The 22,447-nt window shown below is 60.3% G+C and carries 22 protein-coding genes; 11 read left to right on the top strand and 11 right to left on the bottom strand.

Annotated features, from left to right (window positions below; genetic code table 11):
- Positions 1-88: 88 nt before the first annotated feature.
- The 3 genes from SIC14_RS03695 to paaZ form a co-directional block, all read right to left on the bottom strand.
- Positions 89-1,021 (bottom strand): 3-hydroxyacyl-CoA dehydrogenase NAD-binding domain-containing protein, encoded by a 933-nt coding sequence (locus SIC14_RS03695; protein ID WP_412564484.1) that lies wholly within the window; start codon positions 1,019-1,021, stop codon positions 89-91.
- Between the two features lie 10 nt (positions 1,022-1,031).
- Positions 1,032-1,376, bottom strand: a complete 345-nt coding sequence (locus SIC14_RS03690) for a DUF2794 domain-containing protein (protein ID WP_412564483.1) — start codon at positions 1,374-1,376, stop codon at positions 1,032-1,034.
- Positions 1,377-1,480: 104 nt separating this feature from the next.
- Positions 1,481-3,502, bottom strand: coding sequence for a phenylacetic acid degradation bifunctional protein PaaZ (gene paaZ, locus SIC14_RS03685; RefSeq protein WP_412564482.1), 2,022 nt, complete (start codon positions 3,500-3,502; stop codon positions 1,481-1,483).
- A gap of 138 nt (positions 3,503-3,640) precedes the next feature.
- Here paaZ and paaI point away from each other — a divergent pair, with 138 nt between their 5' ends.
- The 6 genes from paaI (at position 3,641) to SIC14_RS03655 (ending at position 8,440) form a co-directional block, all read left to right on the top strand.
- Positions 3,641-4,066 (top strand): hydroxyphenylacetyl-CoA thioesterase PaaI, encoded by a 426-nt coding sequence (paaI, locus tag SIC14_RS03680; protein ID WP_412565815.1) that lies wholly within the window; start codon positions 3,641-3,643, stop codon positions 4,064-4,066.
- A gap of 50 nt (positions 4,067-4,116) precedes the next feature.
- Positions 4,117-5,427 carry a phenylacetate--CoA ligase PaaK gene (gene paaK / locus SIC14_RS03675; RefSeq protein WP_412564481.1) on the top strand — a complete coding sequence of 437 codons (1,311 nt, stop codon included), beginning with the start codon at positions 4,117-4,119 and terminating at the stop codon, positions 5,425-5,427.
- On the top strand, positions 5,428-6,003 hold the full coding sequence (locus SIC14_RS03670) for a TetR/AcrR family transcriptional regulator (protein ID WP_412564480.1): 576 nt from the start codon (positions 5,428-5,430) through the stop codon (positions 6,001-6,003).
- A gap of 135 nt (positions 6,004-6,138) precedes the next feature.
- The gene (locus SIC14_RS03665; RefSeq protein ID WP_412564479.1) at positions 6,139-6,576 is read left to right on the top strand and encodes a c-type cytochrome; all 438 of its coding nucleotides are present in this window, start codon (positions 6,139-6,141) and stop codon (positions 6,574-6,576) included.
- A gap of 65 nt (positions 6,577-6,641) precedes the next feature.
- Entirely contained in the window at positions 6,642-7,754 is a 1,113-nt protein-coding gene (locus tag SIC14_RS03660) for an S-(hydroxymethyl)glutathione dehydrogenase/class III alcohol dehydrogenase (RefSeq protein ID WP_412564478.1), read from the top strand.
- A 110-nt stretch (positions 7,755-7,864) separates the two neighbouring features.
- Positions 7,865-8,440 (top strand): ATP-dependent Clp protease proteolytic subunit, encoded by a 576-nt coding sequence (locus SIC14_RS03655; protein ID WP_412564477.1) that lies wholly within the window; start codon positions 7,865-7,867, stop codon positions 8,438-8,440.
- 40 nt (positions 8,441-8,480) lie between these two features.
- Here SIC14_RS03655 and SIC14_RS03650 read toward each other — a convergent pair whose 3' ends face one another.
- Positions 8,481-9,116 carry a TetR/AcrR family transcriptional regulator gene (locus SIC14_RS03650; protein WP_412564476.1) on the bottom strand — a complete coding sequence of 212 codons (636 nt, stop codon included), beginning with the start codon at positions 9,114-9,116 and terminating at the stop codon, positions 8,481-8,483.
- 153 nt (positions 9,117-9,269) lie between these two features.
- Here SIC14_RS03650 and mbfA point away from each other — a divergent pair, with 153 nt between their 5' ends.
- Complete coding sequence (gene mbfA / locus SIC14_RS03645) at positions 9,270-10,244, top strand: iron exporter MbfA (RefSeq protein WP_412564475.1); 975 nt, start codon at positions 9,270-9,272, stop codon at positions 10,242-10,244.
- An 87-nt stretch (positions 10,245-10,331) separates the two neighbouring features.
- Here the strand turns inward: mbfA and zapE are convergent, their stop codons facing one another.
- Complete coding sequence (gene zapE / locus SIC14_RS03640) at positions 10,332-11,393, bottom strand: cell division protein ZapE (RefSeq protein ID WP_412564474.1); 1,062 nt, start codon at positions 11,391-11,393, stop codon at positions 10,332-10,334.
- 181 nt (positions 11,394-11,574) lie between these two features.
- Between zapE and SIC14_RS03635 the strand changes: the two genes are divergently transcribed.
- On the top strand, positions 11,575-12,828 hold the full coding sequence (locus SIC14_RS03635) for an MFS transporter (RefSeq protein ID WP_412564473.1): 1,254 nt from the start codon (positions 11,575-11,577) through the stop codon (positions 12,826-12,828).
- An 80-nt stretch (positions 12,829-12,908) separates the two neighbouring features.
- Here SIC14_RS03635 and SIC14_RS03630 read toward each other — a convergent pair whose 3' ends face one another.
- The 6 genes from SIC14_RS03630 to SIC14_RS03605 all read right to left on the bottom strand — a co-directional run bounded on the left by SIC14_RS03630 (position 12,909) and on the right by SIC14_RS03605 (position 19,085).
- Positions 12,909-13,826 carry an ornithine cyclodeaminase family protein gene (locus SIC14_RS03630; protein WP_412564472.1) on the bottom strand — a complete coding sequence of 306 codons (918 nt, stop codon included), beginning with the start codon at positions 13,824-13,826 and terminating at the stop codon, positions 12,909-12,911.
- Complete coding sequence (locus SIC14_RS03625; RefSeq protein ID WP_412564471.1) at positions 13,823-14,455, bottom strand: HAD family hydrolase; 633 nt, start codon at positions 14,453-14,455, stop codon at positions 13,823-13,825. Before SIC14_RS03625 ends, SIC14_RS03630 begins: the two co-directional genes overlap by 4 nt.
- Positions 14,456-14,908 (bottom strand): YaiI/YqxD family protein, encoded by a 453-nt coding sequence (locus SIC14_RS03620; protein WP_412564470.1) that lies wholly within the window; start codon positions 14,906-14,908, stop codon positions 14,456-14,458. It lies immediately after the preceding gene.
- Positions 14,905-15,735 carry an S-formylglutathione hydrolase gene (gene fghA / locus SIC14_RS03615; RefSeq protein ID WP_412564469.1) on the bottom strand — a complete coding sequence of 277 codons (831 nt, stop codon included), beginning with the start codon at positions 15,733-15,735 and terminating at the stop codon, positions 14,905-14,907. Before fghA ends, SIC14_RS03620 begins: the two co-directional genes overlap by 4 nt.
- Positions 15,736-15,862: 127 nt before the next feature.
- Positions 15,863-17,104, bottom strand: coding sequence for a hypothetical protein (locus tag SIC14_RS03610; protein ID WP_412564468.1), 1,242 nt, complete (start codon positions 17,102-17,104; stop codon positions 15,863-15,865).
- Positions 17,088-19,085, bottom strand: coding sequence for an ATP-binding cassette domain-containing protein (locus SIC14_RS03605; protein WP_412564467.1), 1,998 nt, complete (start codon positions 19,083-19,085; stop codon positions 17,088-17,090). The genes SIC14_RS03610 and SIC14_RS03605 overlap by 17 nt, the downstream gene beginning before the upstream one ends.
- A 144-nt stretch (positions 19,086-19,229) precedes the next feature.
- Here SIC14_RS03605 and SIC14_RS03600 point away from each other — a divergent pair, with 144 nt between their 5' ends.
- The 3 genes from SIC14_RS03600 to SIC14_RS03590 are packed head-to-tail and all read left to right on the top strand — an operon-like array spanning position 19,230 to position 22,440.
- Positions 19,230-20,930, top strand: a complete 1,701-nt coding sequence (locus SIC14_RS03600; RefSeq protein ID WP_412564466.1) for a DUF3131 domain-containing protein — start codon at positions 19,230-19,232, stop codon at positions 20,928-20,930.
- Positions 20,882-22,189, top strand: a complete 1,308-nt coding sequence (locus SIC14_RS03595) for a hypothetical protein (RefSeq protein WP_412564465.1) — start codon at positions 20,882-20,884, stop codon at positions 22,187-22,189. Before SIC14_RS03600 ends, SIC14_RS03595 begins: the two co-directional genes overlap by 49 nt.
- On the top strand, positions 22,189-22,440 hold the full coding sequence (locus tag SIC14_RS03590) for a hypothetical protein (protein WP_412564464.1): 252 nt from the start codon (positions 22,189-22,191) through the stop codon (positions 22,438-22,440). The genes SIC14_RS03595 and SIC14_RS03590 overlap by 1 nt, the downstream gene beginning before the upstream one ends.
- The last annotated feature ends 7 nt before the right edge of the window (positions 22,441-22,447 follow it).

Here is a 22,447-nt window from a genome sequence, read left to right as displayed (position 1 = left end):
GCAAGGCGCCTCCGGCGGGAGTATTTAGAGATCGTTGAAAGACGCCTCCTGCGCAAGCGGGGGGCGTTTTTTCTGAGGCGGAGGGGTGTCAGACGGGCAGATCCTGTTTCAGGCGGGCCAGCGCCACAAGGGCGGCGTCACGTTTCTGGCGCAGCGCCTCTGCATCGACACCGCTGAGGCTGGCGTCAAGTTCGGCCACCATCCGGTCAATCAGCGCAGGCGTCAACTCCGGCGTGCCAAGGTCCTGCCAGCGATCCACCTGGGTGGGGCCCAGATGTTCGAGGTAATGTCGATAGCCCCCCGGCCCGCCGCCCATGTGATAGATCAGATGCGGCCCCATCAGCGCCCACCGCATGCCGGGACCATAGGCGATGGCGCGGTCCACGTCGGCGACATCAGCGATGCCTTCCGCCACGATGTTCACTGCTTCGCGATAGAGCGCTGAGGTCAGGCGGTTGGCGATATGGCCGGGGCGTTCCTTCTGTGCCACCACAGTGACCCGGTCGAGGCTGTCATAGAAGGCGCGGGCGCGGCCAAGGGCCTCGGGCGCGGTGGCCTTGCCGCCCACCAGTTCGACCAGAGGCACCAGATGTGGCGGGTTCATCGGGTGGGCGACCAGTACGCGGTCGGGGTGCTTTGCGCCGGCCTGAATGTCGCTGGCCATCAGTGATGAGGTGGAGGAGGCAAAGAGTGCCTGTGACGGCAGGGTGGTTTCCGCCTCGGCCAGCATGGCCTGTTTGATGTCGATGCGGTCAGGACCGCAGTCCTGGGCCAGATCGGCCCTTGCGCAGGCGGCCGCAATGGTGGCGTGAAAGGACAGGCGGGACCAGTCTGGCACATCAGGAATATCAGACAGCTGCGCCAGATCCGGCCAGGCATTACGGATCAGCTGACGGCAGAAAGCCTCGGCCTCGGGCTTGGGGTCGGCGATGGCGACGGTGTGGCCCCGCGACAGGAACAGCGCGGCCCAGCTGGCCCCAATGAGGCCGCCGCCCAATACGGCGATTTTCTGAACGGTCATGCGGGCCCCATCACTCGACGCTGCGGATCAGTTTGCGTTCCAGCACCCGCAGCACAGTTTTCAGATCATTGCCGCGTTTCAATACCTGCCCCTCCATCGAGATCACGCAGTACTGGCCCTGTTTCAGGCGCAGTTTCGGGTGTTTCTCAATCCGGTACAGCGGGTTTTCAGCGGTGCGGCGGAAGATCGAAAAGACGGCGCGGTCGCGCAGGGCTGAAATGCCGTAGTCGCGCCATTCCCCTGCGGCCACCATACGCCCGTAAAGCGACAGGATGACGGCAAGTTCGGTGCGGTGGAAAGAGACCTGTTCCGGAATCGCGCGCCCCGGGAAGGGTGTGGGCTGCTCAATGCTCATGGAACGAGACTCGCCCTGATTGGCGCTGAAATCAAGCCCCGAGGTGGCGGGCGATGCAAAACGGGCGGCAGATGGGGCTGCCGCCCGCCTGTGTTTTCAGCGATTTAGCGTTCGTAAGACACCATCGTCAGCAGCTCATATTCCGCCACCTGATCACCGTCCTGATTGGTCAACGTGGCGTTCCAGGCGATCTCACCATACTCCTCCGTACGCTGGGTTTTGCGTTTGGCGGTGAGGCGGACCTTGATGCTGTCACCGGGGCTGACCGGTTTCTGGAAGCTGAGGCTGTTGAGGCCGGTGTTGGCCAGAACTGGACCCGGATCAGGCTGCACAAACAGGCCCGCCGCGAAGGACAGCAGCAGATAGCCATGCGCCACGCGGCCGGGGAAGAAAGGGTTTGCCGCTGCGGCCGCGTCATCCATATGCGCGTAGAATGTATCGCCGGTGAAATTGGCGAAGTGTTCGATGTCCTCCAGTGAAATCGTGCGCGGCTCGGTGTGGATCGTCTCACCAATCTGGATTTCGCGGAAGGTGCGCTGGAACGGGTGGCTGGGGCCGGTCAACTCCGTTGCACCTTTGATCCAGGTGCCGGTGATGGCGGTCAGCACGTCGGGGCTGCCCTGGATGGCGGTGCGCTGCATGTAATGCAAGACGCCGCGCACGCCGCCCAATTCTTCACCACCGCCGGCGCGACCGGGGCCACCGTGGATCATATGAGGCAACGGCGAGCCGTGGCCGGTGGCCTCATCTGCAGAGGCACGGCCCATCACATAGAGGCGCCCATGCCAGGCGGCAGAAGCCAGTGTGACCTCCCGCGCGATGGCGGGGTCATTGGTGAACAGGGACGCTACCAGCGAGCCACCGCCCCGGTTGGCAATCTCCGCGGCATGGGCGGTGTCGCGGTAGGGCAGCAGGGAGGAAACGGGGCCAAAGGCCTCCACCGAATGCACCGATACGGCACTGTCGGGATCATCACAGGCCAGAAGGATCGGCGGCAGGAAGGCGCAGGAGGCCAGATCCGCCGGCAGGCTGTCGGGATCGCCATGCACCACGCGGGCCTCTTTTTTCAAGATGGCGAGCTTTTCCAGCACGTCCGCCTTTTGCCCCATTGAGGCCAGCGCCCCCATGCGGTTTGCCTTGTCCGACGGGTCGCCAATGGTCAGCGCGGCCAGTTTGGAACTCATGGCTTCAATGACAGCGTCCAGCTGGGGGGCGGGCACAATCAGGCGGCGCATGGCGGTGCATTTCTGCCCGGCTTTGGTAGTCATTTCGGCCACGGCCTCTTTCACAAACAGCGCAAACTCGGGGCTGTCCGGGGTGGCATCGGCGCCAAGGATCGCGGCGTTCAGGCTGTCCTGTTCGGCGACAAAACGGGTGGAGTTTTCCACCAGCTTGGGGTTAGCCCGCAGCATCGCCGCGGTGTCGGCGGAGCCTGTGAAACTGACCACATCCTGGGCGGTCAACCGGTCCAGCAGATCGCCCGTGCGGCCCACGATCAACTGCACGGCGCCTTCGGGCAGGAGACCGGAGTCGATGATCATGCGGAAACAGGCTTCGGTCAGGTAACTGGTCTGGGTGGCCGGTTTCACAATGGCGGGCACACCGGCCAGCAGGGTCGGGGCCAGTTTCTCCATCGTGCCCCAGACGGGGAAGTTGAAAGCATTGATATGCACCGCAACCCCTTGCAGCGGCACGGCAATATGCTGCCCCAAAAGGGTGCCATTGCGCGACAGCTGTTCCACATCACCGTCCAGATAGACATGGCCGTCCGGCATTTCGCGACGACCCTTGGAGGCGATGACAAAGGTGGTGCCGATGCCGCCGTCGATATCGACCCAGCCGTCCCGCTTGGTCGCGCCGGTCATCGGGTTCAACGCATAGAGCTCCTCTTTGCGGCCATCCAGATAGGTTGCCAGTGCCTTCAGCAACTTGGCGCGCTGGTGGAAGGTCATGGCGCGCAGCGCGGGGCCGCCTTTGGTGCGGGCAAAGTCCAGCATCGCCTGCATGTCCAGTGCGGATCCGCCTGCGCGGGCAATGGCCTCACCTGTGACGGGGCCTTTGATTTCGGTGGCGGTTTCGCCGGGGGCGACCCATTGGCCGCAGGCGTAGCTTTCGGGTGTCAGCATCTCGCAAATCCTTTCTCAGCCCGTGGCGGGCCTTTGCCCAAGCATGCGCCAAATAAATTCGGATTTCAACACTATTGACCGCACGGTCGGTTTTGTGCAGGGTGGAGCCAAGGAAGAGGAGCCCTCATGACCCAGCAGATCACCGCACAGCAACGGGCCGAACGCTCAGCCGCGCAGATGTGGTCCACCGACAAGGCCAGTCAGGCGCTGGGCATGGAGATTGTTGAGGTCAGCCCCGGTGGTGCGGTGATGACAATGCAGGTGCGGGCAGAGATGCTGAACGGACACGGTATCTGCCACGGCGGCTATATCTTCACCCTGGCGGACAGCGCTTTTGCCTTTGCCTGCAACAGCTACAATCAGCTGGTTGTGGCACAGGAAAACACCATCACCTATTTGGCCCCCGGTCAGCCGGACGAACGGCTGACGGCAACGGCTGTGGAGGTCGCCAAAACCGGCCGATCCGGCGTTTATGACGTGACCGTCACCGGCGAAGATGGCCGCAAAGTGGCGCTTTTTCGCGGTCTGTCGCGGCAAGTCAAAGGCCAGCATTTTGAGGAATAGAACGGCCCTGCACTGCGTGGAGGCGGTGCGGGATATCTGGAGGAAGACCCATGAAAGACCTGTCGCCGAAACCGGGTGATCTGGACCCTATCGAAACCGCATCGCGCGATGAAATTGGCGCCTTGCAGTTGCAGCGGATGAAATGGTCGCTGCGCCACGCCTACGACAACGTGCCCTTCTACAAGAAGGCTTTTGACGAGGCGGGCGTGCACCCCGACGATCTGACCTCGCTTTCGGATCTGGCAAAGTTTCCCTTCACCGTGAAGCAGGACCTGCGCGACCACTACCCCTTTGGTCTGTTTGCCGTACCGCGCCAACAGATCGCACGGATCCACGCCTCTTCAGGCACCACGGGGCAGCCGACGGTGGTGGGCTACACCAAAAACGATCTGGAGATGTGGCATTCCGTAGTGGCGCGGTCGCTGCGGGCTTCGGGCCTGCGGGCCGGGGATGTGTTACACAACGCTTATGGCTACGGGTTGTTCACCGGCGGCATGGGGGTGCACGGCGGCGCGGAGGCGGCGGGGCTGACCGTTGTGCCGGTGTCCGGCGGCATGACCCAGCGCCAGGTGCGCTTGATCGAGGACTTCAAGGCGGATGGGATCACCGTGACGCCGTCCTATGCGCTGTCGATCCTGGATGAATATGCCAAACAGGGGCTGGACCCGCGCGACAGCCCGCTGAAGGTAGGGATCTTTGGTGCCGAACCCTGGACCAACGCCATGCGTAAGGAAATCGAAGATGCTTTTGATATGCATGCGGTGGACATCTATGGCCTGTCCGAAGTCATCGGCCCCGGTGTGGCGAACGAATGTGTCGAAACCAAAGACGGGCTGCACGTCTGGGAAGATCACTTCTACCCTGAAATCATCGACCCTGAGACCGGTGAGGTCTTGCCCGATGGGGAATTGGGCGAGCTGGTCTTTACCTCATTGACCAAAGAGGCCTTCCCGATCATCCGCTACCGCACCCGTGACCTGACCCGTTTGTTGCCGGGCACCGCGCGGTCCATGCGTCGGATGGAGAAAGTTACCGGTCGCAGTGATGACATGATCATCCTGCGCGGTGTAAACGTCTTCCCGACCCAGATCGAAGAACAGTTGATGGAGGTGCCCGCGCTGGCGCCGCATTTCCAGATCGAACTGACCCGCCCGGACCGGATGGACCTGATGACGGTGCATGTGGAACTGGCCGAAGGGCCGAGCGCCGATGCGCGTGACGCCGCGGCCAAATCCCTGAGCGGCAAGGTGAAATCGAACGTCGGCATTTCGGTCAAGGTGAACGTAACTGACCCGGGGCAGGTGGCGCGCAGCGAAGGCAAAGCGGTGCGGATCGTCGACAACCGCCCCAAGGAGAATTGAATGGCGCGCGGACTGGCACGCGATCACGATGAAAAACGCGCTGCGCTTCGTAAGGGCGCAGCGAGCTATTTTGCGACCCACGGGTTTGACCGCGCCTCAATGACCGGCGCGGCCAAATCCTGTGGTGTCTCCAAGGCGTTGATCTATCACTATTGGGGCTCGAAAGAGGATCTGCTCTTCGACATCCTGGACGAACACCTGAGCGAGCTTCTGGAGGTTGTCGAGGCACAGCAGGGTGCCGGCATGCGCGGGTTGATTGCCGCGATCCTAGAGGAATACGCCGACGCGGACGCGGAACATAAGCTGCAGTTGGATGCGCTGTCGGTGTTGCCCGAAGACCGGCAACGCCCGCTCATCGGTCTGCAGCTGCGGCTGGTCGACATCATGTCCGCCACGGTGCTGGATGTGGCCCCTCAGCTGGCAGGCGATGCTGACCGGCTGCGGGCGGCGGTGATGAGCGTCTTTGCCGTGCTGAACTGGTTTTACATGTGGCACCGACCTGGCAAAGGGCTCAGCCGCGAAGCCTATGCCGATCTGGCCACGGATTTTGTTATCGGTGGTTTGAAAGCGCTGTAGGCGTTTCGCGAACCTCCACAGCGGGACCATATTATTGGCAAAGGGGTGCACAAAAACGTGTGCCCCTTTTTCATGACTTCTTTTGTGACGCGAATCCCGTAGTCTGGTGAAAACAACAGATCAGAGAGGTTTGCCATGAAATTCACAGCCCTGCCCCTTGCCATCGTATTTGGCCTTGCCACTGCCGCTGCCGCCCATGACGGGGTGAGCGATCCGACCGTAAAGGCCCGCATGATGCTGATGGAAGAGATCCGTTTGAATATGGGCGCCATCGGGGGCATGGCTAAGGGCAAGATCCCCTTTGACGCTACGCAGGCGGAGCGGGCGAAGGCGAAACTCAGCGCTGCCGCTGCGAGCATTCCCGCCGCCTTTGAAGTGCAGGCCGAAGACCCCAAAAGCGAAGCCCTGCCTGCAATCTGGAGCAACTGGGACGATTTCACCGCCAAATCTGTCGCAATGGAAACAGCCGTCTCGGGTCTGGATACGTCATCCTTGGACAATCTGCGGGCCGGGCTTGGCCCTATTGGCCGCAGTTGCGGTGGGTGTCATAAAAGCTATCGCATTGATAAGTGAGCGTTTAAACGGTCACCTGAACGGGCTGCGTCATTGCAGCCCGCCATTGTCGCGGGAGGGATAAGATGCGCACAAGAGCCGCTGTTGCCGTCGAGGCGGGCAAACCGCTGGAAATCATGGAAGTGAACCTGGAAGGCCCGAAAGCGGGTGAGGTTCTGGTGGAAATCAAAGCCACCGGCATTTGCCACACGGATGAATTTACCCTGTCGGGCGCCGATCCTGAGGGCATGTTCCCCGCCATTCTGGGCCATGAAGGCGCCGGTGTGGTGCTGGAGGTGGGCCCCGGTGTCACCAGCCTGAAACCGGGCGATCACGTGATCCCGCTCTACACGCCGGAATGCCGCGAGTGTGAATACTGTCTGAACCCGAAAACCAACCTCTGCCAGTCGATCCGTTCGACCCAAGGCGCGGGGGTTATGCCCGACGGGACCAGCCGCTTCTCGATGCTGGATGGCACGCCGATCCTGCATTACATGGGCTGCTCGACCTTCTCGAACCACACGGTTCTGCCTGAAATTGCGCTGGCCAAGGTGCGCCCCGATGCACCGTTCGACAAGATTTGCTACATCGGTTGCGGCGTCACCACCGGCATCGGCGCGGTGATCAACACCGCCAAGGCTGAGATCGGCAACCGTTCGATCGTCTTTGGCCTGGGCGGCATTGGTCTGAACGTGATCCAGGGCCTGCGCATGGCCGGTGCGGATCAGATTGTGGGCGTCGACATCAACCCCGGCAAAGTCGATATGGCAAAGAAATTCGGCATGACCGATTTTGTGAACCCAACCGAGGTTGACGGCGATCTGGTGGGCCATCTGGTAGAACTGACCGGCGGCGGTGCGGATTACACCTTTGACGCCACCGGCAATGTGCAGGTTATGCGGACCGCGCTGGAATCGGCGCATAAGGGCTGGGGGGAATCGATCATCATCGGTGTGGCCCCGGCGGGTGCCGAAATCTCGACCCGGCCGTTCCAGTTGGTCACCGGCCGCAGCTGGCGCGGCACTGCCTTTGGCGGCGCCCGTGGCCGGACCGATGTGCCCAAGATCGTGGACTGGTACATGGACGGCAAGATCGAAATCGACCCGATGATCACCCACACGATGGGTCTGGAAGACATCAACAAAGGCTTCGACCTGATGCATGAAGGCAAGTCGATCCGTTCGGTTGTGGTCTACTGATCCCACCCGCGGGATCTTTTCCCGCTGGATCTTTTTCTAGGGAAAATCAGCCCTAAGTAGCAATGCGTCGCCCCATCCCGGGCGGCGCATTTGATTTAGGGAGCTTTCAAATGAGCAAAGACAAGGAAAAGAGCGAAGACGGCGCAGGCGCTTTCGCCTCGCTCTTTCTCAAAAGCCGCAGCGTGTTGGTCACGGGAGAGATCAACGACAAGCTGGCAAACAAGGTGGTCACGCAGCTTTTGGCGCTGGCCGAAGAAAGTGACGATCCGATCAACATGTTCATCTCGTCCCCCGGCGGCCATGTCGAAAGCGGCGACATGGTGCATGACATGATCAAGTTCATCACCCCCAAGGTGCGCACCATCGGCTCCGGCTGGGTGGCCAGCGCGGGCGCCTTGATCTTTATCGGGGCAGAGAAAGAAGACCGTTACTGCCTGCCCAACACCCGTTTCCTGCTGCACCAGCCCTCAGGCGGGATTGGCGGTCAGGTCACGGACATGCAGATCCAGGCGGAACAGATCCGCATCATGCGGGCGCGGTTTGACAAGCTGTTTGCCGAGGCAACCGGCCAGACGCCCGAAAAAATCGCCGCTGACACGCAACGCGATTTCTGGCTGACCACCGAAGAGGCGGTGGCTTATGGGTTGCTGGATAAGGTGATCGCCAAGGCGGATCAGCTGGTCTGATCCACGTCTGATGCCTGTCTGACCCCTGGCCAAGCCGCCGTTAGCAGCAGCTTTGTTTGGTGCTGTAACGGGCCATAAACATTTCGACCGCACCGTCCGCGATGCGGTCCATTTCTGCATCCGAAAATTCGGTTTGGATGCCAAAGACCATACGGGCAAAGACATCCGTCTTACACAGTTCAATGAACTGATCCGCAGCAAGGTCCATGTCGTCAATCACAAACTCACCCTTGTTGCAGGCGCATTGCAGATACTCGCTCATCCGGGCGCGGCCCAGCATTGGGCCGCTTTGGTAGAAGGCCTGCCCCAGTTCAGGGAAGCGATCCGCCTCTGCCACGCAGATGCGGAACACCCGCTGCGAGAAAGGGGAGGTCAGGATGCGGATCATCTTGCGGGCCGCCAGCGTCAGCATTTCCTGCGGCGGACGGTCAAAGTTCGTCAGTTCCACCGCCTCATCGGCCTGGCGGTTGCATTCGTTGTTGGCCACTTCGATGAACAGCAGCCGTTTGTCGGGGAAATAGCTGTAAAGCGTCGCCTTGGAGACCCCGGCCGCCTTGGCGATGTCATCCACCGAGGCACCGGAAAACCCATCCGCCATGAACACTTGTCGCGCCCCCGCCAATACCTGTGCAAATTTGCGTCCGGTGCGAATGATTTCTTTGGCGGTTTGGGTCATGAGTGTCCTTGGCTGGCCTTGGTCTGGTGGGGTCTTAGAAGGTTTGGCTGAGGGAACCAACTATAAACTGTTTAGTTCAGTTCCGGCAAGTGAAGGGTTGTGGTGGTGCGCTGTCACACCTAAGTTAGAACTATTCTAAACTAGGTGGGTAACATGCGGTTTTCAATACAACGGCGTCATTTCAAAGATCTTAATGAACAAGAGGTTCTGGCCCTTGCAATTTCTTCGGAAGAGGATGACGCACGGATCTATCGCAGTTATGCGCAACAATTGCGGGCAGATTTTCCGGACAGTGCCGCCGTTTTTGACGGCATGGCGGCCGAAGAGGACACGCACCGCCGCCAGCTGCTGGACATGCATCAAAAGCGATTCGGCGATCACGTGCCGCTGCTGCGCCGCGAACATGTTGCAGGCTTCTACGCGCGTCGGCCGGTCTGGCTGGTCGAGAACCTTGGGCTGGAGCAGATCCGCGCCGAGGCGGCAGCGATGGAAACGGCGGCCGAAGCGTTTTACCTGAAAGCCGCCGCCCAAAGCACCGATGCGGACACCCGCCGCCTGCTGGGGGATCTGGCGGCAGCTGAGGCGGGGCATGTGGACCATGCCGAAGGGCTGGAGGCGCAGCATCTGAACGGGGCGGAGCGCGAAAACGAAGACCGCAAGGCACATCGGCAGTTTGTGCTGACCTGGGTGCAGCCTGGTCTGGCGGGTTTGATGGATGGCTCTGTCTCTACCCTGGCGCCGATTTTTGCCACCGCTTTTGCGACACAGGACACTTGGACCACATTTCTGGTTGGGCTGGCGGCCTCGGTCGGGGCGGGGATTTCAATGGGCTTCACCGAAGCGGCGTCAGATGACGGCGAACTTTCGGGGCGCGGCTCGCCGGTGAAACGGGGTTTTGCCTCGGGGATCATGACCATGGTGGGTGGTTTGGGCCATGCGCTGCCCTATCTGATCCCGGATTTCTGGACCGCAACACTGACCGCCTTTGTGGTGGTGTTTCTGGAACTTTGGGCCATCGCCTGGATCCAGAACAAATACATGGACACGCCGTTTTTCCGCGCCACGATGCAGGTGGTGCTGGGGGGGGCGCTGGTCTTTGCGGCCGGTGTTTTGATCGGCTCCGGCTAGCATTTGGTGTGAGGCCGGGGAGGGGGCGTTGCCCCCTTCACCCCCAGGATATTTGGCCCAAGAAGAAAGCGGCTTTGCCCTTGGCGCTTAGTCCTGCTGGCCCCAGCTGGCGGATTGCATTTCACGCAAGCGGCTGGCGGTGCGTTCAAATTCAAATACACCTTCGCCCTCGATATAGAGGCTTTCCGGCTGGTCCGCGGCGGAACAGATCAGCCGGGTGCCCGCCTCATAAAGAGCGTCGATCAGGGTGACGAAACGTTTGGCCTCATTGAAGTTGGAGCGGCCCAGACGGGGAATGTCTTCGAGGATCAGCACCTTGGCGGTTTCGGCCAGAGCCAGATAATCCCCGGCGCCCAGCATCTTGCCGCAGAGGTCAAAGAAGGTGGCGCGGGCCACCCCATTGCGGAATTGTGGAATTTCAACCTCGCGGCCTTTGACCTGCAGGATCAGGGGCTGCGCCGGACCACCGCTGAGATGTTCCCAGACCTCGCGGATTTTCTGCCGACTGTCGGCATTGATCGGCGCGAAGTAGACCTCCTCGCCCTGCAGCCGGTTCTGGCGATAGTCATTTGGGCTGACCAGTTCCCAGACGCACATCTGGTCCTTCAGCACCTCGATGAAAGGCAGGAACAGCTGGCGGTTCAACCCGTTTTTATAAAGGTCATCCGGCACACGGTTAGAGGTGGTCACCACCACCACGCCGGCTGCAAAGAGGATTCCAAACAGGCGGCCCACGATCATCGCATCAGTGATGTCGGTGATCTGCATTTCGTCAAAGGCCAGCACCTTGACCTCTTTGGCGACCTGTTCCGCCACCGGCGCGAGGCTGTCTTCGATGCCGTCCTGGCGGGCCTTATGCATCGCCGCGTGGATTTCCTGCATGAAGGCATGGAAGTGGACCCGGCGCGCGGGCACCTCGAGGTGGTCGACAAACATATCCATCAACATCGACTTGCCCCGGCCCACACCGCCCCACAGGTAGAGACCCTTGGGCGGCGGCGGCGCTTTGCGGAAGAAGCCTTTTTTCACCGGTTTGGCCAGCTCGGCGCGGATACGTTCAAACTCGGGCAGGACCGCTTCCTGCGCGGGGTCGGCGGTGAGGTCGCCCTTGGCGATGAGGGCGGCGTAGCTGTCGATCAGACTGGTCATAAGCTGCTGATAGCCAATCCCAAAGCGCGGGGGAAGGGGGCGCGGGGCTACAGGCGCCCTTCAAGCGCTGTGACGGGACGTTTCACAAAAGGTGAATTGACGTTGCGTGCAATTCTTAACAGGCTAAATGTTCGCGCAGGCCTTTGCTGCCGCTGAGACGCCCCCTTTTAGGATCTTTCAGATGAACGCCCCCACGCAAAACACCCCCGCTGCCGCCCCGCTGTTTACGCCGGTTCTGATTGTCGGCTGTATCATCATCCTGACCGGCTTTGCGATCCGCGCCTCTTTTGGGGTGTTCCAGATCCCGATTGCGGAAGAATTTGGCTGGCTCAGGGCTGAATTCAGCCTGGCCATCGCCATCCAGAACCTGGCCTGGGGCATTGGCCAGCCGATCTTTGGTGCAATTGCCGAAAAAGTGGGGGACCGCAAGGCGATCATCCTGGGCGCAATCATGTATGCGATTGGTCTGGTGGCCTCTGCCAGTGCCACAACACCGGGGGCGCATCAGTTCTATGAGCTGTTTGTGGGCTTTGGCATTGCCGGCACCGGTTTCGGTGTGATCCTGGCGGTTGTGGGCCGTGCGGCCTCGGACGCCAACCGATCGATGGCGATGGCCATTGCCACGGCAGCGGGATCTGGCGGGCAGGTGATTGGCGCACCGATGGCAGAATGGATGCTGGGCTTCATGACCTGGCAGTCGGTGTTCCTGACCTTTGCGGCCATGATCCTTGCGGTGCTGTTGCTCTTGCCACTGATGCGCGCGCCGGAGGCCGCTAGCAAGCAGGAACTGCAGGAAAGCATGGGCGAGATCCTGAAGAAAGCCTTCAAGGATCCCAGCTACACGATGATCTTCCTTGGCTTTTTCAGCTGCGGCTATCAGCTGGCCTTTGTCACCGCACATTTCCCCGCTTTCGTGACCGAGATGTGTGGCCCGATCATGCCCGGTGGCACCCTGCATTCGCTGGGGATCACAACAACCTCGGCCTTGGGGGCAGTGGCGATTTCACTGATTGGTCTGGCCAATATTGCCGGCACAATCTTTGCGGGCTGGCTGGGCAATCGGTATTCCAAGAAATACCTGCTGGCGACGATCTATGCGTTGCGCACCATTGTCGCTGCGGCCTTTATACTGACACCGATGACACCGGCGACGGTGCTGTTGTTCTCGGTCTCAATGGGGTCACTCTGGCTGGCGACGGTGCCGCTGACCTCTGGCCTGATCGCGCATCTTTATGGGCTGCGTTACATGGGCACGCTCTATGGCATCGTGTTCTTCAGTCACCAGCTGGGCAGCTTCATGGGGGTCTGGCTGGGCGGCCGGATGTATGACCTCTACGGCTCTTACGAGGCCGTCTGGTGGGTTGGCGTGGGTGTTGGTGCCTTCTCGGCCCTGATCCACTTGCCGGTGCGCGAGAAACGGGCCGTGGCGGCGTGATCTGACGCTTTACAACCTTTGGCAAGAATAACGCCGCCCCGAGGAGAGGGCGGCGTTTCTGGTTCAGGCTCTGCCAAGCGTTACTGCGCTGCGTTCCAGGCGTCGAGGATGTAGCGGCTGGTCATCAGGTCCAGATGCGCCCCGCCACCGTTTTTGAACAGGGTAATCTCATCGTCGGATTGCCGCTGGAACGCGTCGAGCGTGTAGTAATCCGCCACCATGTCCTCGCGCTTTAGCGCACCAGATTGCAGGGGAATCTCCACCTCACCGATATGGCCAATGGTGGTGTCGAAACTGTCAACAAAGACCCGCGCCCGTTGCAGGGCTGCGTCATCGGCTTCGCGCATGTCGGGGCGATAGGCGCCGATCAGGTCAATGTGCTGGCCGGGTTGGAACCAGGCGCCTTGCAGGATCGGTTCGGTGACCATTGTGGCGCTGGTGACGATGTCGGCCGCTTTCACGGCTGTTTCTAGATCCTCGGCCACCTGCATCCCGGGGAATTCGGCGGCGAAGGCTTCGGCCTTGGCGGTGGTGCGGTTCCAGATGGTGAAGGTTGCCTCCGGAAAGGCCGCGCCATAGGCCTGCCGCAGCGATCGGCCCACGGTGCCAGCCCCAACGATCAGGATGTTGCAGCTGTCTGGCCGCGCCAGTCGGGTGGCCGCTAACAGGCTGTCACCTGCCGTTTTCCACTTGGTCACCAGATGGAAATCAACCAGCGCTTCCAACATCCCGTGCTGATCGTCATAGAGCGACACGCCACCATTCACCATCGGCTGCCCCGCCTGCGGGTTGTCGGGAAAGATCGTTGCCGATTTCACCGCCAGGCCCAGCCCGTCGATCCAGGCGGCGCGGTTCAGCAGTGTGTCCTTGCCACGATAGAGGAAGGTATCGGCAATCTCGGCCTTGGGCAGCTGGTGGCCCCGCGCCAAGGCGGCGGCAAAATCGAGCCAGTTCAGATGGGCTTCGCCCGCCTCAAAAGGAATAATGGTGATGCTCATTGTGCTTCCTCACGGGTCAGGATGCCGTGCGCAACCAGACAATCGGCCCAGCCTTGAGGTTCGGTGAACAGATGGGCGTGCCAGCCCCGCGCCTGTGCGGCCTCAACGTTGGCGGGGCTGTCATCGGCAAACACCAATTGCTCTGGCGCAACCCCCAACCCGTTTTCAACCGCCTCATAGATATCTGCCCGTGGCTTCACGGTGCGCAATTCACCAGACACGAACCGGCGGTCAAACAGGGTCAGAAACGGGTAGCGATGTTCCGCAATCGCCAGCGTGTCCCAACCAAAGTTGGTCAGCGCCACCACCGGATGCCCCTTGGCTTTCAGCGCCTTCAGCAATCGCACGGAATGCGGAATGTCGTCATAGAGCATCTCCAGCCAATGCGACGACCAGAGCATGATATCCTCTGCAAACTCAGGATGTTGGCGGGCCACATCCTGCATCACCTCTTCTTTGGTTTCCCCCAGATCGATGCGCAGATTGTGGCCGTGCATATCCACGGCCTGAAACAGCGCCTTGCGCCGGGCCACGCCAATCTGGCGGTCATAGAACCCCTCGGGATCCCAACGCACCAACACCTGTCCAAGATCAAACACAACGGTTTTTTCACGAGAGCTTGTCATCATTTAGTCCTTCAAAGCGGCGCGCATTGTGCGCTCCAATGCATCTAAAAATCGGGACCGGTCGGTCTTGGAAAAAGGTTTGCCGCCGCCCTGTCGAAACGGGTCCGCGGCGCGCAGATCGGTCATCAAGTCGCGGGTGGCCAGCGCGTTGCCGACATTGGCCTCGGTCAGCGCTTCGCCGTTTGGTTTCAACACCCGCGCGCCGCTGGCAACCACCTTGGCGGCCAGCGGGATGTCAGTGGTGATCACCACGTCGCCTTTAACGGCGCGGTCTGCGATCCACATATCGGCCACATCGGGGCCTTCTGGTACGATGATGTTTTCGACCAAAGGGTTTGGCGACGGACGCAAGCCGCCGTTGCTGACCAGCTTCATCGCGATCTTGTGCCGGCTCGCCACTCGTTCGGCTTCTGCCTTGACCGGGCAGGCGTCAGCATCGACGTAGAGCACGGTCATGCGTATAGCGCCTCAGCGTGGAAGGCGATGTGATCTTCCATAAAAGTGGAAACAAAGAAATAGCTGTGGTCGTAGCCTTTCTGCAGGCGCAGCTGCGCCGGCACACGCCGCGCTGTCACCGCTTCGGCAAAGGCTTCGGGCATCAGGAGATCAAGGAACTGGTCATCACTGCCGGTGTCGACAAGCAGCGGAATATCCAGACCCTCACCGCGCATCAGCAGAGTGGCATCATGGGCGGCCCAGGCCTCGGGCGCGTCGCCAAGATAAGCCGAAAGCTGTTTGCGGCCCCAGTCCCCTGCGGTGGGGTGGCAGATCGGTGCAAAGGCCGAGACCGAACGGAACCGCCCCGGCAGCCGCATGGCCATGGTCAAAGCACCGTGCCCCCCCATCGAGTGCCCGGTGATCGATTGCCGGTCCGCGTCAATATTGAAATTGCCGGTGATCAGTTGCGGCAGCTCTTCGGTGACATAGTCCCACATGTTGAAATGCGGGGCCCAGGGCGCCTCGGTGGCGTTGACGTAAAAACCGGCCCCCTGGCCCAGATCATAGGCTTCATCATCCGCCACACCAGAGCCACGCGGCGAGGTGTCCGGGAACACCAGCGCGATGCCCTGCTCTGCCGCCCAGGCCTGCGCGCCGGCCTTGACCATCGCGTTTTCATGGGTGCAGGTCAGGCCCGAGAGATACCACAGCACCGGAACGGGCCCGTCAGCGGCTTCTTCGGGCAGGAACAGGCCAAAGGTCATGTCACAGCCGGTGACCTTGGAGGGGTGTTTGTAGACACCTTGCACACCGCCAAAACAACGGTTTTCTGAAAGAATTTCCATCTGATGCTCCCTGATGCTCTCTTGTGCTGCCGCGGTTGCTGAGCCGGGCGACTGCTGGATCCTGGATCCACTTTTGTCATGGCTACAGGGTTCCGGGGGCTCGGGGCAAGCATAGAGAGCGGGTGGATCAGTGAATTGTGGTTACCACTGTTTCAATCGGTCGCCCGGCCGGTGAAAACCTGCGGGAAGCACCGGCCAAAAGGTTCAGAAGGGATGTGTCCGGCAGGTGGATTTCGACCGAAGAGGGGCCATCGAATGCGGCGAGATGGCTGATCAAACGGCGCCGTTCATGGCTGTCTTCGACCGCTACCGGATCAAGCAGAAGCGTCAGCCGGGACTGCTGCGGCGCGGCCAGATCCGCAGCAATGCCTTCTTTAGCACTGATATATCCAGGGGCCGTTGGCGCGCTGAGCGGGAGCCCCGCCAGGCGGAAGTAGACCTTGTCCCCCTCCTGCAGCCGCTTGGCCACGGTAGCCGGCACCGAGACCTCTGTGGTCAGTCGCGGCAGGTGACGGGAATTGAGCCGCATCAGCACAACGTCACTGGCAAACAGATGTGGCCCCGGACCCAACCGCAACCGGTCAATCACACCGGGCTTCGGGGCGCGCAACCATTGCCGTTTCAGAAAGGGCTCCAGCCGGTCAAGCAGGGCTTCTTGCTGCGTGATTTCCGCCCTTAGGGATTTCACCTGCTCCACCAGGGCCTGATCCTGTCGGGTCGCCAAGGCCCCAAGTTGCAATTCCATTGCACGTGCCGCGGTCTCAAATCGTTGCAACTGCACCGCACGCCTCAGTGCCCGCGTCTCCGCGGGTTCTGGCCCTTCTGGCAAGGTTTGCAGCATGAGATGTTTGGCATTCTGGCGCAGCTGATCGCGTTTCTGCAAAAGTTGGCGACGGGCCAGCTGGTGTTCCTGATGCAGCAACCGGCATTCCCGCAACGCTGTCTGCATTTCAAGCCGTGCCTGCCCGTCCAGATCCATCGCCGCGAGATCATATTCCTCCAGCTTTTCCTGATTGAGCAGACAATCGCGCCGCGTGGCATTCAGCAGAACCGCAAATTGCAACATTTCAATCTTGGGTCGCAGGCGATCAAGGTCGATTTCCGCTAGCTTTTGGTTCTGCAAAACCTCTTCTCCCTCAGACACCAGCGTGTCCTTCAGGGGAACGTCAGCCGGCAACAGCACCTCCCGGCTTTCGCGTTCCGGCACCAGGGTGCCGCGGAAATGCAGGATCTCCGGCACCGTCAGCGCACGGCTGCCGACCACACAGATCACCAGCAGCGCAACGGCCAAAACAGTGGTCCAGAGGCTCAGGACCAGCGGCCGGAGGCGAAACCGCTGCGGCGGCGCTATGTCAACTGCGCGTGACATCAGAGCCTGTGGTGCCAGACGCCGGCGTTGCGAGGCGGGGGTCATATATTGCAATGGTCACCAATAGGTGGCCGCGATCTTCATCCATGATATTTTCGACACTGGCCGCTTCTCGCAAAACACGTGCAAGCGGGGTGAGATCGGCCTGGGTTGTCAGCTCCTCAGCTTCGATTTTGGCAAGGTCCAATGTGGCGGATGAAATATGTCCTTTTGGCACATGAAGTTTCAGCAGGCATCGGCCCGCCATGAGTTTAAAGTCAATTTGCAACTTTGCGTCAGGCAAAGACACCCCGGTGCGGCGGCAGGCAAGTGCAAGCAGTTCGTTGGCAATCAGGCAGACCTTGCGCCGGTTGCCTTCGTCCCCATCGCGACGGAACTGGGCCCGCAGCCAACTGTCCAGCGCCTCTTCGCTGTCAAGAGACAGGTCTGCAACAAATCGCTGCCAGCCGGAAGAGTGCCTCCCGCGAATTTCCGCGGAGGGGCCAAATTCGACAACCCGGCCTTTTTGCAGCACCAGCAGCTGGTCGCAACATTCCTGAAAACGGCGATCTTCGGAGGCAAGCACAATGCAGGCACCGGCGCGCGCCTGTTGCTGCAGCCGCGCCAGGAAGGCGTTGCGCAGCGCCTCATTGGTGCCATCTTCGGGGCGGTCGATCAAAAAGACGTCTGGCTGCAGCAACAGGGCCCGTGCAAACGCCAGGGCGTTCTGATGCGCCTGCGACAGGTGTCGCGGGTCTGGCGCAGCAACAATATGGGAAACGGTATCGCTGTTGAACACCAGTGCTTTCAGGAGCTTTTCGGCCCGGCTACGCCGGTCTGGCGAAAAGCAGGTCAGATTGTCTTCCCCAGAGGCGCTTGTCAGCAAGGGCACCGGGGGCAGATGCTGTGTCAGCAAACGTTGCTGGCGGGCCACGCGTGGCCAGGGGGCGATGCCATTAACCTGCACACAGCCCTCAACCTGCAACGCCGAGAGGTCATGCGGGGCATTCAGGGCGCGCAGCAAAAGTGATTTACCGGACAAGCCATCCCCGACCAAGCCGATAATTTGCCCTGGCTGGCAATGAAAACTGACGTCATTCAACAGCGTGTCACCCGCGGGCGTTTGCACCGTCAGCCCCTGCACCCACAGGCCGGTGTCAGCCTGTTCAGCATCCTCGCGCACATCGTGGAGAACAACAGAACCAGCACTTTCAGCATTTTCCGGGACAAGCCGGGAGCGGTTAAGCAGCGCCTCATGGATCACCCGGACCGCCCAAAATGTCATCAAGGTAACCGCCGTTGTCGCGGCCGGGTTGAGCAGTTCGCGCAGGGCCAGCCAGCTGGCCAAGGCGAATGTTGCAAGGCCGGTGAAAACCTGCAGCGCGAACAATACTGGCGGCACCAGCGCGGCGCTTTCTGAAGACGATCGTGACAGGTCGAGCGCCCGTTTGTCCCGACCCGAAAAGAAGGCCACCGCTTCGCCGGCGTCGAAATCCCAGGCCTGTTCCCGTGGCATCCAGCGCTGCAGCGGGCCGGCGACGGTGCCGCCAATCACAAGAGCAATGATCGGTGCCCCCAAGAACAGCGGATGCACAAAACCGGTTGCGGCCAGCACCAGAACAGCAATCACAGTTTGCCCAAAACCCGCGCTCAACTGCCTGATATAGCGGTATCCTTTCAGAGAACGCGCGTGGCCCCAGGCAAACAGGAGCATCCCCAAAACGGGGACCAGACCGACCACTGTCAGAATGGGGGCCAGAATTTCGAACCCCTGCGCGACCACCAATTCCTGAACATAGAAGGTGAGCGCCGCAAGGCTGAGCAGGCAGAGAGAGGTGCCCGCCGCATAGGAAGCAGAGAGGACGTTGGCCCACAGCGGCGTGCTGCGATCCCGCATGACAATGGCTTTCGGGTCCTTATGCTGAAGCGCGTCCAACGTCCCTTTGGCTAGGGCGGCGGCCTGGTGCGTTGCGGCACTGGATACAGGGCTGTCTTGGGACATTGGATTCTCCTTCCGTCCTGATTGTCCTAATCCCGTTTCCTTAATAATTGCTTTTCAGGCCGCGGTATTTTTCGCGCGCTCCGGTTGCGAATTGTTAATGAGTTTACGGTTTGATCCTCGGTGACTGAGTCGGAGCTCAAACTGATGTTGAAACGTGGAACCACGCATACTGGGAATGGAAAACACCCCTTTCGGGTTGGGTTGACGCTGCTTGTGGTCTCCATCTCCCTGCTGGCGGGGGCCAGCTACGCGGTTGGATTGGCGGCCCGGCATGTCTTCCTGCATCGCGAAGAAGAGATTGTTCCGATCATTGCCGGGGGAGATCTGGATGACATTCCCGCGTTGATGCGGGGCAATCTGCCCAGTGCCACAATCAGTTTGTTGGAAGGGGTGCCAAGGCGCACCGTGCCCCCCCGTATGTGCGATATGCCTGCAGACTATTTTGAAACTGTGGACCGCGGGCTGGCGCAGCCCTCTGGATATTCGGCGCGCAATGAATATGTCCGGAAATATCGCGCCCGCCGGGGCTTTCTGACCGAACGCGAAATGCGCGCCGCAAAGGTGGCCTGGCACTATTTCGAACGGTTCACCCAGGAAACAACTGGCCTGGCGAATTCGGTTGGGAACTACCCCTCAACCACTCTGTGGGACACGGCATCCTATATGGCGGGACTGGCGGCGGCCTATGAACTGTGCCTTATCGAGAAGCCCGAATTCGACAGCCGAATCACACGCCTGCTGACCACAATCAAATCGCTGGAGCTGTTTCGCAAAGAGCTGCCCAACAAAGTCTATCATACGAAAACCGGGGCGAAGGTGGATTACACAAACAAGCTCGGTGAAAGTGGCTTTTCTGCGCTGGATATTGGTCGCTTTCTGGTCTGGATGCGGATCTACAAAAATCGCTACCCATATCTGGCAAATACGATCGACTCGGTGTTGCTGAAATGGGATTTCCGCAATGCGATCGATTCAGAAGGGTTGATGTTCGGCTCCTATGTCGACAAGGATACGGGCGAAACCGTCTACGCCCAGGAGGGGCGTCTGGGCTATGAGGAATATGCCGCCAAAGGGTTCGCCCTCTGGGGATTTCGGCCACGGCTGGCGCATCGGGCAGAACCGTTTCTTACCACGTCGATATTTGGGGTACAGGTGCCCTACGACGGGCGCGACCCACGGGTTTTCCATTCGCAAAACTATGTGGTGACAGAGAGTTACCTCCAGGATGGGTTGGAGTTGGGTTTTGATCTGCCGCATGATGACGCCAGTCCCGATTGGCTGCATTCCGACGGCTGGCGGGCAGAGTTTGCCGACCGGATCTATCAGGTGCAGGAAAACCGCTGGCGTCAGACAGGGTTCATGACGGCCCGGTCAGAACACAACGTCAAAGGCCCGCCCTATTTCACCTATGACACCATTTTCTCAGATGGCTACCCATGGAACACGGTCACACCGCGCGGCGACTATGTGCCCGACCATGCCGCGGTTTCGGCCAAAGCTGCCCTTGGCCTCTGGGCGCTATGGGAAACGGAATACACCGATGTTCTGTTTGATGCGGTGATCGAGCTCTACGATCCTGAGAACGGCATGTATGAAGGGCTCTACGAACGGGGGCAGGGGCGGGTGGAGATCTTCACTGCCAACAACAACGGGATCATCCTGACAGCCCTATTGCACAAGGTGCAGGGCACAATTCTGACCCCCTACACCGGTGAAACCGAAGTTTGGTATACCGCCTACCGCGATCAAGACATTCGATTGCTGCGGAATTATCCGGACCCGCCCCAGAAAAAGGATTGGTTGCCGGCCCTGCGTCATTCAGTTCAGGAAAGGACGGATTTCTGATGAAATTTACTCTTATGAGCACAGTTGGCCTAAGCATCTGCATTGGCGTTACGACCCAAAGTTCGGTGGCACAAACGGCCATTCTGCTCCGCTCGGAGGAGGCTTTTGCATCTGAAAATGCCATTGTCGACACGGCGATTCCCTTTGCAATCGGCGCAACCGAGGCGCGGCAATCCCTCCGCGGAGCCTTTGGCTGGCCAACCTTTCAGGAAGGCCTGGTTGAAGGGGTATATTTTCGCTTCGATCCAGACGGCTATGCCAGATTTTCCCCGAATCCACGCCTAGATGTCGATGTGTTTGAGGTGGTGTGCAAAGCGCGGACCAATGAATGCATGGGACGTAAAGGGGGGCTCTCGATCCTGCTGACCCAACGCGGACAGTTGCAGCTCAAATTCGAAGACGCGCTCGAAGGAGACAGTTTCTATCTGGCAGAAGGGATTTCAGAAATCCAAGTGCCGGATCGGGTGCTGCTGCCATTGGACACGCAACTTGAAACCTTGCTGGGCACCGCGACGGAATTGATCGTGCGCCGTGGGGGTGAGGAGGTCAGCAGGCAGTCCCTCAGAGGCTTCGTTGTCACGACGGCTTATCTCCGCTGGATTATGAACCGGCAGGACTACAGCGTGTTGCCCCGCAGCTGGCCTGTTCCCAATGCGCGCAATCCCGACGAACAGCAGCGTCTGACGGAAAACTCTGGTTGGTCGTCACCGATGGCCCGGCCGCAGGTCCTGGCCCCCAGCCTGGCAACGGTTGGGCGGGAATTGCAAGAACCGCAACCGGCTGAGGACGAAGCCAAAACCGTTGCGGAACTTGAGGCGGAACTGCAGTCGGTGAAACAGATGTTGGCCGAATTGGCGGCAGCTGGGGAGCCCCCATTGCAAGAGTCACAACCGGGCTTGCCAGATGCAAATGCGGCTTCGCCCGCGGCGCTGGACACTTTAATTGTGCAACTCGCCCAGGAATTGGATCGTTTGACGCGGACGGAGGCGAATGTCCCTGAAGAGGTCGACGCGGGGCAGCTGCAAACACAGGTAACTTCGGAGGATGTGGCAATTCCGGACACAACGGCGTCGGCGGAAATGGAAGCCGAACCCATGCAGGCCCCTTCCCATTCTGCGGCCGGGCATCTGCGCTACCTGATTGAGGATCTGGGTTTGGACATGCGGACGGCGGTTGCTGTTTTGGAAGTTGCCAGCGCCTCCACGCTTCACGGGGAGGAGGTAAAGCAGGAACCCGTGCAGCCTGGTGCAGAAAAATGATGCATCAGGCCACTCTGGCAGACAGTTTTACCTCCGAAGATGCTCAATTGGTGGAAGAACTCCTGCAGGGGCTCGAAGCGCAGTTAAATGATGGCGCGCCCGAAACGTCGCGGGACAATCCACCAGTGGCAGAAGAAGATCACGTCGCCCCAGCTGTGCTGCCAGAGGTCACCGTCCCGCATTATCAGCTCCTGTCCTATTATTTCAAATCTGCGGCGTTGCCCTACCTTACAGCACAGCAAGAGAACTGAAGGGTAA

It is taken from the genome of Thalassobius sp. MITS945101, assembly GCF_047123305.1.
Classification (GTDB): domain Bacteria; phylum Pseudomonadota; class Alphaproteobacteria; order Rhodobacterales; family Rhodobacteraceae; genus Thalassobius.
Note: the sequence above shows the minus strand (reverse complement) of the source record. Positions and strands in the feature narration are given on the sequence as shown.

Bases quoted from the DNA above. Each gene is read 5' to 3' on its own strand.
- SIC14_RS03695 (WP_412564484.1), bottom strand. From the start codon at position 1,021: ATGACCGTTCAGAAAATCGCCGTATTGGGCGGCGGCCTCATTGGGGCC.
- SIC14_RS03690 (WP_412564483.1), bottom strand. From the start codon at position 1,376: ATGAGCATTGAGCAGCCCACACCCTTCCCGGGGCGCGCGATTCCGGAA.
- paaZ (WP_412564482.1), bottom strand. From the start codon at position 3,502: ATGCTGACACCCGAAAGCTACGCCTGCGGCCAATGGGTCGCCCCCGGC.
- paaK (WP_412564481.1), top strand. From the start codon at position 4,117: ATGAAAGACCTGTCGCCGAAACCGGGTGATCTGGACCCTATCGAAACC.
- SIC14_RS03670 (WP_412564480.1), top strand. From the start codon at position 5,428: ATGGCGCGCGGACTGGCACGCGATCACGATGAAAAACGCGCTGCGCTT.
- SIC14_RS03665 (WP_412564479.1), top strand. From the start codon at position 6,139: ATGAAATTCACAGCCCTGCCCCTTGCCATCGTATTTGGCCTTGCCACT.
- SIC14_RS03660 (WP_412564478.1), top strand. From the start codon at position 6,642: ATGCGCACAAGAGCCGCTGTTGCCGTCGAGGCGGGCAAACCGCTGGAA.
- SIC14_RS03655 (WP_412564477.1), top strand. From the start codon at position 7,865: ATGAGCAAAGACAAGGAAAAGAGCGAAGACGGCGCAGGCGCTTTCGCC.
- SIC14_RS03650 (WP_412564476.1), bottom strand. From the start codon at position 9,116: ATGACCCAAACCGCCAAAGAAATCATTCGCACCGGACGCAAATTTGCA.
- mbfA (WP_412564475.1), top strand. From the start codon at position 9,270: ATGCGGTTTTCAATACAACGGCGTCATTTCAAAGATCTTAATGAACAA.
- zapE (WP_412564474.1), bottom strand. From the start codon at position 11,393: ATGACCAGTCTGATCGACAGCTACGCCGCCCTCATCGCCAAGGGCGAC.
- SIC14_RS03635 (WP_412564473.1), top strand. From the start codon at position 11,575: ATGAACGCCCCCACGCAAAACACCCCCGCTGCCGCCCCGCTGTTTACG.
- SIC14_RS03630 (WP_412564472.1), bottom strand. From the start codon at position 13,826: ATGAGCATCACCATTATTCCTTTTGAGGCGGGCGAAGCCCATCTGAAC.
- SIC14_RS03625 (WP_412564471.1), bottom strand. From the start codon at position 14,455: ATGATGACAAGCTCTCGTGAAAAAACCGTTGTGTTTGATCTTGGACAG.
- SIC14_RS03620 (WP_412564470.1), bottom strand. From the start codon at position 14,908: ATGACCGTGCTCTACGTCGATGCTGACGCCTGCCCGGTCAAGGCAGAA.
- fghA (WP_412564469.1), bottom strand. From the start codon at position 15,735: ATGGAAATTCTTTCAGAAAACCGTTGTTTTGGCGGTGTGCAAGGTGTC.
- SIC14_RS03610 (WP_412564468.1), bottom strand. From the start codon at position 17,104: ATGTCACGCGCAGTTGACATAGCGCCGCCGCAGCGGTTTCGCCTCCGG.
- SIC14_RS03605 (WP_412564467.1), bottom strand. From the start codon at position 19,085: ATGTCCCAAGACAGCCCTGTATCCAGTGCCGCAACGCACCAGGCCGCC.
- SIC14_RS03600 (WP_412564466.1), top strand. From the start codon at position 19,230: ATGTTGAAACGTGGAACCACGCATACTGGGAATGGAAAACACCCCTTT.
- SIC14_RS03590 (WP_412564464.1), top strand. From the start codon at position 22,189: ATGCATCAGGCCACTCTGGCAGACAGTTTTACCTCCGAAGATGCTCAA.